This window comes from Bacillus sp. 05T21 (assembly GCF_056396785.1).
The window spans coordinates 1-10,929 of the sequence record NZ_JBFTMD010000054.1; the positions used below are offsets into that span (position 1 = coordinate 1).

A 10,929-nucleotide genomic window follows, 5' to 3' on the forward strand; every position below is an offset into this window, starting at 1 on the left:
TTAGAGGAAGAAAGTGAAAAAACTAGATCAGCAAAAGAAGAAAAAGCAATTGAATTAGAGAAAGAAAGTGAAAAAACTAGATCAGCAAAAGAAGAAAAAGTAATTGTATTAGAGAAAGAAAGTGAAGAAACTGAATCAAAAAAAGAAGAAAAAGCAATTGAATTAGAGGAAGAAAGTGAAAAAACTGTATCAGCAAAAGAAGAAAAAGCAATTGGATTAGAGAAAAAAAGTGAAAAAACTGTATCAGCAAAAGAATATGAAGAAAGAGAATTAGAGCAAGAAGAAAAAGCAATTGAATCAAACAAAGAAAGTGAAGAGACTGAACCAGCAAAAGAAAATAAAGTGATTGGATTAGAGAAAGTAGAAGTAGCAAATGAATCAGAGAAAAAAAGTGAAGAAACTGAATCAAAGAGAGAAAGTATAGGTTTAGGATCAAAAATAGAGACTTCAGTGCATTCAATGGTAGTGAAAACGCCATTTTCTATTATTTCAGAAGTGTCTAGCTTTAATGTATTTCCAAAAATAAATGTGAAAAATCAAGATGCATTTGTATTTCGAAATGAAAAATATGCGGAGGGGCGTGAATTAGATTCTAAGTTATTAACTACAGTGCAACAGTATCATTCGGAGGCTTATTGTAAATTAGTTTCTTTAAATCTTCATGAAAAGAGAATGCTTGTTGAATTATATAATCAAAAAGTTAAAGGGAATAATGAAGAGAATAAGGTAGAGACATCTTCATGGATTCCTATTCACAGCATAATATTAGAGAGTGGAAATGAAGGAGAAGTAAATAATTATATAACAGCCAGACTACCAGTAGAAATAGGAAAATATAAAGGTGAAATTAGTTTACGAGAAAAAGTGGTATTTACAGAAAAAGTCATAGGAATAAAAGAGGTGGAACAGGAGATTATTTTGACAAAAACCGAATTTTTAGTACCAAAAGTAAAAAAGAATGGACAAAATAAATTTACAGTTGAAAAAGGGAGCTTATTGGTAGAAGGATATATATATCAATGTATTGAATACATATCAGAACAAAGTACATTTCATGACAATGTGTATCAGTTAGTACAAAATATTGTATTGGAATTAATCATTCAAGTGATACAAGAACAGGAAGTACAAGTGCGAATTACATAAAAATGATTATATTCCCTTGATTAGCTCATTATTTTTATTCGTAGCGTATCAATGCGTAATCTTTTGTAAATCATTCAGTGCTATAGAATATCCTCCAAACGGTTTATCCTCAATGAATTCATTTTAATATTTATGAAGGATGATATTATTGCTAGCTAGGATAGTTACTTAATTGTATGAATTTCTTCAGGTTTATGTTTTAAAAAGGTGCTAACAAGTTTGTCAACGAACTTGCTAACACTTATTAAAAACAGGCATAAAATGTGGCGTAGATGTTGTTTGAATAAAGAAGCTAATTCACAGATAATTTCTTGTATAATCTGATGTGTAATACAAAGTGCATTGACTCCTTTTTTACAAAACTCACAACTTAAATAGTAAAACATGTTTATCGTAATTTTCCAAACACCAATTATATTTTTTTAGAATAATTGAGTGGACAACTTCTTTCGTAGTATCGACTTCAGTATAGCCATATTTTTTATAAAAGTTTTCTAGTTCCTCGAAAGGAAGACAATACACATTTAGTATTTGTAATTTTTTCGCAGTGTGTACTAAAAATGAAACGAGTTTCCCAGCTAATTGTAGACCTCTAAATTTAGGGAGAATAAAAATTCCACCCATTTCAATAGTACCTTCATCTATTTGGACTAAACGTCCAACACCTGCATACTCGTTGTTATATGTAATGATCGCAACTGTGTCTCGTGTTAAATCACTTGGTACAAATCCTATCGATTCATAATGATTATTAACCCATTCTAAATCATTAGATGTAGCTAGTTGAATACTCATATGTATCCTCCCTCAGAAAAAATGTAATATTCTCATTATACACAGTGTAATAACTTGTAAAAAGAGGTTAAAATGAAATCATTTTTATTTGCAGTTCAAGTTTTGAATAATAGTGCATACAATATAAAGTCTTTTCCTTTCTTCATTTAAGTTTTACGTATATAATTTAAAAGTACTATTTTTATTTTATATTTTTTATATTTATAACAGAATAGAGGTTTAAAAATGGGTGTTAAAATCATTACGGATAGTGCGGCGGATTTACCGGTAGAATTGCTGCAAGCATATGATATTGATTTAATTCCACTCCGTGTATATGATGAAGCAGAAACAGAGTATTTAGATGGGGTTACATTAAAATCGGTTACATTACTGCAAAAAATGAGAGAAGGCGCAGTTTATAAAACGTCATTGCCTTCACTTGAAACATTCCAAGAAAAATTTGTTTCCTATGCAAAAGAAGGTAACCCTTGTATATATTTAGCTTTTTCATCTGAATTGTCTGGTACATATCAATCGTCAGTTCTCATTAAAAAAGAAGTGAAAGAAACATACACTGATTTAGATTTAGAAATTATCGATACAAAATGTGCCTCACTCGGTCAGGGTATTGTCGTATTAGAGGCTGCAAAAATGGCAAAAGAAGGCGCATCGAAAGAAGAAATATTAAACCGTGTCGCTTTTCTAATGGAGCATATGGAGCATATCTTCACTGTAGCTGACTTACAGTACCTTGTTAGAGGTGGCCGTTTAAGTAAAGTAGCCGGTTTCATCGGTGGTTTGCTAAACATTAAGCCAATCTTAAATGTGGATGAAGGAAAACTTGTACCACTTGAAAAGGTACGAGGGAAAAAGAAAGTATTAAGCCGAATTGTTGATATTATGGAAGAGCGCGGGAAAGACCTTAAAGGTCAAACAATCGGTATGACACACGGTGATGATTTAGAAACTGCCGAAGCATTAAAAGCATTAATTACTGAAAGATTCGGCTGTGAAGTATTTATCGTAAATACAATTGGAGCAGCAATCGGAGCGCATACAGGACCAGGTGCGTTAACATTATTTTTCTTAAATGAAGTAGAGTAAAGGATTGATCTTTTGATCAATCCTTTTTAAATTCTAAAATAATTGTTTTATGCGAATGAAAAATATGTAATTACTTCTTAACTTTCTCTTTAAAAGGTAAGAATGTAGATAGGAAAGTAGTGATAGCTAGTGCAAAGCTGACTCTTTCAGTATGATCAATTACTAAGTCATTTTTCCACTGATAAAGGAAAGAAGCGATTATTAAAAGTAAAACAGCGCCTCCAACATATCTTACTATTTTTCGTGCGGATTCATCTTTAAGTCTTACAATCATGTTTATCTTCCTTTCGAGTTTACTAAATAATTCGACAAACTAATTACTAGGATGCGATATTGGTAATTCATCTATGAAATTGAGTGAATTTTTATCGGAGAAACATGATAGAGGTGTACATAGAACTTAAAGATTGGAAAAATGTTAATAAAGTTATGAATGAAGCATTTCATTTTTTATCGATTTATGATGTACCAATTGCACATGTCCAACTATATGGTTTGAAAGCTAAAATATTCAATATACGTGGAGATTATTATGAATATGAAAAAAATATGCAAAAAGCAATTGACGTGGGAGTAGAAAAAAAGCAACATCGATTAGTTGCTGAATTATCCTTTGAATTAGGTAACTTTTATAATGAGAATCGCTCATATAAATTACCTGCTAAGTATTTTAAAATATCCGCTGAAAATAAAGTGGATTAAAAAAGAAGTTTAGTCAAAGCTTCCTATAAATTGTAAAGGGTTATCCAAAAGAGTATGATGTTTTATACTTTTTGGATAACCTCTTTTTATTACTATTCTACAATTATCGGTCGATATGGTATCGGTGATGATAAAATCATAGAAGTTTTTACTGTACCAAATGGTATAACGATATCAATTAATTCCTCTAATTCTTTCATTGAGTGAACCGCTACTTTTAAGTAATAGCTACTTTCACCTGTTACTCGGTGACATTCAAGTATTCTATGTTCTTCGTATATTTTCTCCTCAAATTTTTTGCATGGAATCTTTAAATTTTCGATTCTTAAAAATGCTTGAATTGATTTTCCAACTGTATCTAGTGATATCCGTGCTGTATACTTTTCAATTATTCCTGCATCTTGTAACCTTTTTAGTCTTTCTGTAACGCTAGGGCGGCTAAGGTGTAGATGCTCAGTCATTTCTGTAATTGTCATCCTGGCATCTTCTTGTAATAATAGGGTTATTTTCTTATCAATCTCATCCATTACTCATGCTCCTTTGCAAAGTTGAAAGTAAATTTTTGAAATACATGCATAATATAAAATCTAATGCTAAATTACATACACAATTGAATGTTGAATAGACTGATAACTTTCTATAATTAAAATATAAATGGAGGTGCATGTAATGTCTAATCATTTCAATGAAACAATTTCTATTAAAAAGGGAACAGCTTTATATGTAGGGGCAGTTTTAGGATCAGGAATTCTTATTTTACCTGGTATGACTGCGAGTATAGCGGAAGGGAATGCGATTATTTCTTGGCTTATTATGATTTTACTTAGTATCCCACTTGCATTAACATTCGCTTTTTTATCTATTGAGCATCCAAGTGCAGGGGGAATTGCAACTTTTTCTGAGAAGGCTTTTGGTAAAAAAGTAGGTGCGATTGTAGGGTGGTGTTTTTTTATCGCAGGTAGTGTTGGGCAAATCATTGTATCACTGACAGGTGGAATGTATATAGTAAAAGTCTTTTCTTTACCATCGTATTTTTCTTATATTATCGGGTTAATCATAGTAAGTATTTCTATCGGCTTTAATTTATTTGGATTAAAAATGAGCGGTTCATTTCAAGTATGTATCGGTGTATTAACTTTTTTTATTTTAATCGTAACAATTATAAGCTCACTACCTTATATTGAAATGAAAAATATAAATGTACATATTTCTATGAAAGCAGTAAACCCGATTTTAGATGCGTCATTATTAATTTTTTGGTCGTTTTTCGGTTGGGAAGCAATTGCGAGTTTAGCTCCAGAATTTAAAGCACCTAGAAAAAGAAATATTATTTTGTCTACAGGATTTGCAATTATTATTATTGGAGTTTTATATATGGGGATTGCATTATCAGTAATTGGAACAAAATCATATCATATTAATGCTGATAATACTACAGCTCTAGTACTTGTAATAAAACAAACATTAGGTAATCAATTTGCATGGTTAATTGGATTTGTAGCTTTTATTATTTGCTTAGGGACGACAAATGCATTTATCGCAAGCATGGGCCGTTTAGGCTATTCGCTAGGGCAGGAAGAAGTTGCACCTCGTTATTTAGCAAGTATTAATGTAAAAAGAGCAGCGCCAACAAATGCAATAAAAGTTGTAGGTTTTATTGCAATAATAGGTTTGTTAATATGTTTCGTTTTTCATATTAGTATAGATAGAATCGTATTAATACCGAACTCGTTAGGGATTGTTACATATATAGTCGGTACTGCGGCCGGAGTTAAGTTAATAAATAATAGATTAGGTAAAATCTTTTCTATAATAGCTTTTACATGTTGTATAGCGGTTTATCCCTTTATTGGAGGAGTCATACTTATTCCAATAGTTGTAGCTTTAGCGTCTTTATGCTATTTATATTGCATAAAAGGTAGACTTGTAAATGGGAGGGAGCAGAATAAGGAATGTTAAAATACATTCGTTTAAGTTTCAATATTTAGATATATCTAAATATTGGGGATTCATATATAATTATGGAGGGATTAAATTTTTGTAACTATTTGTAAAAATAGGAGGCTATTAAAATGAATATACTTATTCAAGCTCCAACTAAATGGGATTTAGGCAGACTATATTCTAATAAACAAGATCTTATATTTTCTATAGAACGGTTAATTATAGAATATAAAGCAACAAAAGACTCTGTAATCCTTTCACAACTTATACAGGCTATCGAAAAAGCAGAGTATTACTTATATTGCCGTGCTGCTGAAGATGAGAAGCATCCTGAAAATACTTTACTAAGTGTAAAAGTAAATCAATTAAAGAAAGAAGTTCAACTATTAATAGAATCTAGTAAGGGACAAAGTGTTAATACAAATCATTCAAGTATTAAACTAATAGAAAATGAATTAAAAGCTTGGGAAGATATGTATACACAATTAAGAAATAAAATAGAAGTAATACACGATAAAGAGACTTTATCATTTGGACAAGCAAATTACGTTGCGATGAATAGTGATGATCATAATGAAAGATTAATAGTATTTGATTCTCTTACAAATGCTTTGAATAAGGAAAAAGATATCTTTGCTACTGTATTGAATCAAATAGGAAAATTACGTCATGCTAAAAGTGATGGAATGGAAGGAACAGAGATTTTAAAACAATCACTACAAGCAAATGGCATCTCTGAAACTGCATTATCCCAAATGTGGAATGTAACGGAACAAAATCTTACGAAGCTAGTAATTGCGTTAAACGGTTATAAAAAAGGAAAGAATTCAATTACATGGCACGAGCTAATGACATGGAAAGAAAGTAATGAGACTGTTATTCCTTTTTCAGTAGCAGTAAAAAACATATATGATGCACTAAAAAATATAGATGAAGAATTGGCACAGTTCGCACAGAATGCAATAGCGAATGGCTGGATCGACGCTGAACCGAGAGATAATAAACCGCCGGGTGGATTTTGTGCTCCTTTTTTCAGTGAAAAAGAATCTCGCATTTCAATTCGTTATGATGGAACAATTGATAGTGTAAGAGTACTTGCTCATGAACTGGGACACGCTTGGCATTTTTTTGTTATGAGTCTTGAACAATCTACAACATTTTTAGATGATTATCTGCCAATGAGTACAGCTGAATCAGCGTCTATTTTCTTTGAAACGGTAATCATGAATTATTTAATTCAAACAACAGATGGTGTAGAGATGAAAAAGTCATTGCTTAGCTGGAAAATCAGAAATAGTTTTAATTATGTTATGGCAATTCGGGCATCGTTTCAGTTTGAGAAAAAATTTTATGAAGAATGCAAGGAAGGACCTTTAAGTGCTGATGAAATTGAAAAATTATCTATATTGGCACAAAAAGAAGCATACGGAAATGAATTAAGCGAATATCAGCAGTTTGTTTGGATGAAATACATTCAATTTTATATAGCAGACGTTCCTTTTTACAATTATCCATACACATTTGGGTATTTAGCGAGTTTTAGTTTAATCGAAATAGCAAAGGAAAATAAAAATAAAAATGCATTTCATTTGAGGTATAAAGAGTTTTTAAGAGAAACAGGAAAGGCTCCAGTTGAAGAATTGATGAAAAAACATTTTGATATTGATTTGACAGAGTATGAATTTTGGAATAAAGCTTTTATACAAATTTCTAAAGACATTGATGAATATATGCAACTTACGTAAGGGGAGAGTATAGTGGATCATCAGCTTATAAAAGGAATACCTTTTTCAACTTTAGAATATGCAAAAGCTATAAGTTTATTAAAAGGTTGGCTACATGAAAAACAAGAGAAACCAAGATTTGTAGTAACTGCAAATCCTGAAATTGTTATGTCAGCTAAGGAAAACAAGGCTACATCAAAGCAGTTTGAAAAAATGTTACTATCTGCGGATTTAATAACAGCCGATGGGATTGGTGTCATAATTGGATCGAGAATATTAAAAGGAACGTTGAAAGAGCGTGTTACTGGGGCAGATTTAACTCGCGATTTAATAAAATGTTGTAATGAAAATGGATATCGTGTCTTTCTTTTTGGAGCTGCACCAGAAAGTAATGAAAAAGCATTAGAAAAATTAAAAGAGCAAAATCCATATGCACATTTTAAAGGACAGCATGGATTTGTAAACGGTGAAGAAATAGAAGAAGTAAAAGCTCAAATCAAGCAATTCAATCCGCATTTATTGTTGGTAGGGTTAGGTTCACCTAAACAAGAAGAATTCATCTATGATAACTTACAAACATTAAACGTGCCACTATCTATTGGTATAGGCGGCATGATTGATATAATATCAGGTACTGTAAAAAGAGCACCGAAAATAATGAGAGATACTGGAACAGAATGGTTGTATAGATTAATGTCGCAGCCAAAAAGAATAAAGAGACAACTTGTATTGCCGAAGTTTTTACTTTCGGTTATGGCGGAGAGGATTAAAGGGATTACAAATTAACAAAGGGGACTACATACATGAACAGAATCGGTATTATCGGAGCAATGCAAACGGAAATAGAATTACTATTAGAAAAACTACTTATTAAAGAGGAACATAATATTGCGGGAATACCTTTTTATAAAGGAAACTTCATGGATACAGAAATTATTATTACGCGATGTGGTGTAGGGAAGGTAAATGCCGCCGCATGTACACAAATTTTAATTAATAAATTTGATGTGGATTCTATCATTAATACAGGTGTTGCGGGTGGATTACATCCGGATGTGAAAATTGGCGATCTAGTTATTTCTACAAATGTTACGCATCATGATGTTAATAAAAATCAAATGAAGAATCTATTTCCGTTTCAAGAAGCGTTTCATGCAAGCGAGGAATTAAGAGATTTAGCCCGAAAAGCTGTTAATAGTAGTAGTTTAAATATTACTGTTCATGAAGGAAGAATCGTCAGCGGAGAATGCTTCGTCGAGGATTCAAAATTAAAGGAGCAATTAGTCACTGAATATGCACCTCATTGTACAGAAATGGAAGGAGCAGCAATTGGACATGTTGCTTATATAAATGACATACCGTTTCTCGTTTTGAGATGCATTTCTGACAGTGCAGATGATTCAGCGCAAGTTTCATATGATGATTTCGCGAAAACCGCAGCGAATTATTGTTCAGAAATTATTGTTGAGATGCTTAAACATATTTCGAGTAAAACTGTATTGTAATTAATACGTAAAGAATGGGAGAGTATAAAATGTTGCAAGCAATAATTTTTGATATGGATGGAACTTTATTTCAAACAGATAAAATCTTAGAATTATCACTAGATGATACATTTGATCATTTACGCTCACTACAATTATGGGATGCGGAAACACCTATTGATAAATACCGTGAAATTATGGGTGTACCTTTACCTAAAGTTTGGGAAGCTTTATTACCGAATCATTCTAATGAAGTAAGGGAACAAACAGATGCATATTTTTTAGAAAGACTAATTGAAAATATAAAGAGTGGAAATGGTGCTTTATATCCGAATGTAAAGGAAGTTTTTAGTTTTATAAAAGAAAATAATTGTTCTGTTTACATTGCTAGTAACGGCTTAACGGAATATTTACAAGCAATCGTATCTTATTATGATTTAGACCAATGGGTTACGGAAACATTCAGTATTGAACAAATACACTCGCTAAATAAAGGTGACTTAGTAAAAAGCATTTTGATGAAATATGATATAAAAGAGGCAGCGGTAGTTGGAGATCGTTTATCGGATATTAACGCTGCAAAAGATAATGGTTTAATTGCGATTGGATGTAATTTTGATTTTGCACAAGAAGATGAACTTGCTCATGCTGATTTAGTAATTGATGATTTAATGGAACTGAAGGGGATATTACCAGAATTGAAGAATACGTACATAACAAAATGAATAAGTTTACATTCAAATGAATGCTCAGGATGATATATTCTTGGGCATTTTTATTTTTCAAAAAGATACATTTGGATAGAGAAAGTGGGAGATTAGGCTGGAAGATATACAAATAAAACGAATTGAAGATTTACTAGAATATGAGATCGATCATCTTATCGAAGAAAGTACAAAAGAAGGATTTAAGTTCTTAATAAAACTAATAAATGAATATGAAAGTAAAAGAAATACGTTTAGTAAAACAGGAGAATGTTTATATGGAATCTTTCGAGAGGATACGTTAATTGGAATTGGAGGATTAAATCAAGATCCGTATACGAAAGATAATAAGATTGGTCGATTAAGGAGATTTTATATTGCAAAAGATTACCGGCGAAAAGGATTAGGAAAGTTACTGTTAGGGAGAATCTTAGGCGATGCAAAAATCTATTTTACTATCGTTGTCTTACACACAGATACAGAACAGGGGAATCAGTTTTATACTTCGAGTGGATTTGTGGAAGGGAAAATGTATGTAGGAACAAGCCATTATCTAAACTTAGATAAAAGAATGTAGTGAATTATTATTTGATCTTAAAGGGAACGTTCGTTCTAACTTATGTGGATTTATGGTATAATTTATTTGAATCTACTATTAGAATGGGGATTAGATGATGGGAGAAAATAAAATTATTAATGATTTTAAAGATTATTCAATGTGGATAACTACATTGAAAGGTATGAAAGAAGAATTGTGGACAGCGCCAATATCAGAGGGGAAATGGACTATTGGTGAGATTGTATCTCATATTATGAATTGGGATGACTATCTTTTACGTGAGACATTATCATCAGTGAGAGATGGACAGGGAATGGAGTTCCCTGACTTTGATACATATAATAAACTAGCCTCTAATTATGCAAAATCAGGTATATCTAAGATAAAACTTCTTGAAGAAGCAAAAGCTAAAAGAGATTTACTTGTTCAAGAGCTTCACCGACTGTCTATTGGAAAGCTAAAGGAACATTTAACTGCCAATGGAGTATCATATTGTCCTCATACTGGAATGCCGTACTCTCTAATATATATTATTAAAGAATTCGTAGATCACGATAACCATCACAAAAGGCAGATTATTAATTTTTTAAATGAAAATCAAGTTGTTAACTGATAAAGAAAGATCCCGTGAATGATACTGAACTGTACCCCGAATCATGGACACTTAAAAAAAGCCCCATGATTCGGGGTTTTTGTGTATTTTTATCAAAAAACCTCGTTATAATGGAACCAACGATAGAAATGAGGTACGGAGAATGGGTAAAATTATTTTTAACGAAATTCAA

General features: G+C 31.6%; 12 protein-coding genes and 1 pseudogene. 10 read left to right on the forward strand and 3 right to left on the reverse strand.

From position 1 onward, the window contains the following. The coding region (locus AC1DKZ_RS31960) for a BC_2427 family protein (RefSeq protein ID WP_476997899.1) at nt 1–1,146 on the forward strand (1,146 nt) is incomplete at its 5' end. 363 nt (nt 1,147–1,509) lie between these two features. Here the strand turns inward: AC1DKZ_RS31960 and AC1DKZ_RS31965 are convergent. After that, on the reverse strand, nt 1,510–1,941 hold the full coding sequence (locus AC1DKZ_RS31965) for a GNAT family N-acetyltransferase (RefSeq protein ID WP_431181796.1): 432 nt from the start codon (nt 1,939–1,941) through the stop codon (nt 1,510–1,512). A gap of 225 nt (nt 1,942–2,166) precedes the next feature. Here AC1DKZ_RS31965 and AC1DKZ_RS31970 point away from each other — a divergent pair, with 225 nt between their 5' ends. Continuing rightward, nucleotides 2,167–3,027, forward strand: coding sequence for a DegV family protein (locus AC1DKZ_RS31970; protein WP_002142141.1), 861 nt, complete (start codon nt 2,167–2,169; stop codon nt 3,025–3,027). 70 nt (nt 3,028–3,097) lie between these two features. On the opposite strand, the gene AC1DKZ_RS31975 is transcribed toward AC1DKZ_RS31970, so the two are convergent. After that, nucleotides 3,098–3,301 (reverse strand): hypothetical protein, encoded by a 204-nt coding sequence (locus tag AC1DKZ_RS31975; protein WP_060749956.1) that lies wholly within the window; start codon nt 3,299–3,301, stop codon nt 3,098–3,100. 98 nt (nt 3,302–3,399) lie between these two features. Here AC1DKZ_RS31975 and AC1DKZ_RS31980 point away from each other — a divergent pair. Continuing rightward, nucleotides 3,400–3,729: pseudogene (locus AC1DKZ_RS31980) on the forward strand (hypothetical protein); the annotation flags it as partial. 92 nt (nt 3,730–3,821) lie between these two features. Here the strand turns inward: AC1DKZ_RS31980 and AC1DKZ_RS31985 are convergent. Further along, on the reverse strand, nt 3,822–4,256 hold the full coding sequence (locus tag AC1DKZ_RS31985) for an Lrp/AsnC family transcriptional regulator (RefSeq protein WP_002136807.1): 435 nt from the start codon (nt 4,254–4,256) through the stop codon (nt 3,822–3,824). A 142-nt stretch (nt 4,257–4,398) separates the two neighbouring features. Between AC1DKZ_RS31985 and AC1DKZ_RS31990 the strand changes: the two genes are divergently transcribed. The 7 genes from AC1DKZ_RS31990 to AC1DKZ_RS32020 all read left to right on the forward strand — a co-directional run bounded on the left by AC1DKZ_RS31990 (nt 4,399) and on the right by AC1DKZ_RS32020 (nt 10,757). Further along, nucleotides 4,399–5,688 (forward strand): APC family permease, encoded by a 1,290-nt coding sequence (locus tag AC1DKZ_RS31990; protein WP_242309443.1) that lies wholly within the window; start codon nt 4,399–4,401, stop codon nt 5,686–5,688. A 113-nt stretch (nt 5,689–5,801) separates the two neighbouring features. Then, nucleotides 5,802–7,418 (forward strand): M3 family metallopeptidase, encoded by a 1,617-nt coding sequence (locus AC1DKZ_RS31995; RefSeq protein ID WP_476997900.1) that lies wholly within the window; start codon nt 5,802–5,804, stop codon nt 7,416–7,418. Nucleotides 7,419–7,430: 12 nt separating this feature from the next. Beyond that, on the forward strand, nt 7,431–8,183 hold the full coding sequence (locus tag AC1DKZ_RS32000; RefSeq protein WP_016091569.1) for a WecB/TagA/CpsF family glycosyltransferase: 753 nt from the start codon (nt 7,431–7,433) through the stop codon (nt 8,181–8,183). Nucleotides 8,184–8,200: 17 nt separating this feature from the next. Continuing rightward, the gene (locus tag AC1DKZ_RS32005; RefSeq protein WP_427328003.1) at nt 8,201–8,902 is read left to right on the forward strand and encodes a 5'-methylthioadenosine/adenosylhomocysteine nucleosidase; all 702 of its coding nucleotides are present in this window, start codon (nt 8,201–8,203) and stop codon (nt 8,900–8,902) included. Between the two features lie 29 nt (nt 8,903–8,931). Then, entirely contained in the window at nt 8,932–9,606 is a 675-nt protein-coding gene (locus tag AC1DKZ_RS32010) for an HAD family hydrolase (protein ID WP_476997901.1), read from the forward strand. 97 nt (nt 9,607–9,703) lie between these two features. After that, nucleotides 9,704–10,162 carry a GNAT family N-acetyltransferase gene (locus AC1DKZ_RS32015; protein WP_476997902.1) on the forward strand — a complete coding sequence of 153 codons (459 nt, stop codon included), beginning with the start codon at nt 9,704–9,706 and terminating at the stop codon, nt 10,160–10,162. Between the two features lie 97 nt (nt 10,163–10,259). Beyond that, nucleotides 10,260–10,757 (forward strand): DinB family protein, encoded by a 498-nt coding sequence (locus AC1DKZ_RS32020; RefSeq protein WP_431181790.1) that lies wholly within the window; start codon nt 10,260–10,262, stop codon nt 10,755–10,757. The last annotated feature ends 172 nt before the right edge of the window (nt 10,758–10,929 follow it).